The 948-nt window shown below is 61.1% G+C and carries 1 protein-coding gene; it reads left to right on the plus strand.

Annotated features, from left to right (window positions below; genetic code table 11):
- Positions 1-115 precede the first annotated feature (115 nt).
- Positions 116-667, plus strand: a complete 552-nt coding sequence (locus ABEA18_RS24060; RefSeq protein ID WP_345453814.1) for a hypothetical protein — start codon at positions 116-118, stop codon at positions 665-667.
- The last annotated feature ends 281 nt before the right edge of the window (positions 668-948 follow it).

Genomic DNA, 948 nt, shown 5'->3' on the forward strand with positions numbered 1-948 from the left:
GGATGGACTCCGGACACGTGCTCTACTCGTGGACTCCGTCAGGTATCCAGCAACACTGACAGCCGTGCCGCGAGCCTCCACGGAAGCTCTCACGACGGCCCCTAGGCTGGCACCCATGACAGCACCCGTTCTAGGCCTCGCTGAGGCCGCGAAAGCCTGCGGGGTGAGCCAATCCACGCTGCGCAGGAAACGCCCTGAATTGCTGGAACTGGGGGCCGCGCAGGGGCCGAAAGGCTGGTCCATTCCGATCACGGCACTGATAGCGCTGGGACTGATGGACAGGACGACCGTTGGCACCCCTGAAAGCCCTGCTGGCAGGCCATCAACGGCGGACGTGGCGGCTCTCATGGAACCCCCGGCTAAGTCCTCCATGGAAGCCCTCGTGGAAGCCCTGAAAGCTGATCTTGCCGAGGCCGAGAAGCGGGCCGCTGTGGCTGAGGCCGTGGCCGCTGAACGTGAGCGCATCATTGCCGCCCAGGCGCAGGCGCTCCGGATGCTCGAAGCTCCAAAACCTAACGAGGGTTATACGAAGGAAGCCGCCATAGAGCGGCCCACGGAAGAGACCTCTTCACTTTTCCGGGCAAGCTCCGACCGCCAAAGTGGACAGAATGCACACGCTAAGCGTCCATGGTTGAGCAGATTGCTTGGTGAAATCCGTAATGGCTAGGCGGTCTGTATAGCGAAAGTGAAGGCTCGCCGTAGATATGTTCAACGGCCTGCTTTTTCCGCACTGCTGTAAGGGTTTCTGGAAGTAGATAAAGCAAAGCCCCCCAGGTGCTGGTAACACCTTGGAGGGCTAACCGAACGGAACGCCTGATGTTCACGAGTTCGGAGGCTTTCGCCTCCATAGTCCCAGCCGCGCCTAACCGGGGTCAAGTAATCGACCTCGTGACACGCCGTGAAGCCTCCGGCCTGTTCACGTCCCGGTACCTCCTGAAACGGCCCTAC

It is taken from the genome of Arthrobacter gyeryongensis (assembly GCF_039543785.1).
Lineage (GTDB): Bacteria > Actinomycetota > Actinomycetes > Actinomycetales > Micrococcaceae > Arthrobacter > Arthrobacter gyeryongensis.

Excerpts from the sequence above, each read along its gene's own strand:
- ABEA18_RS24060 (WP_345453814.1), top strand. The coding sequence starts at position 116 with ATGACAGCACCCGTTCTAGGCCTCGCTGAGGCCGCGAAAGCCTGCGGG.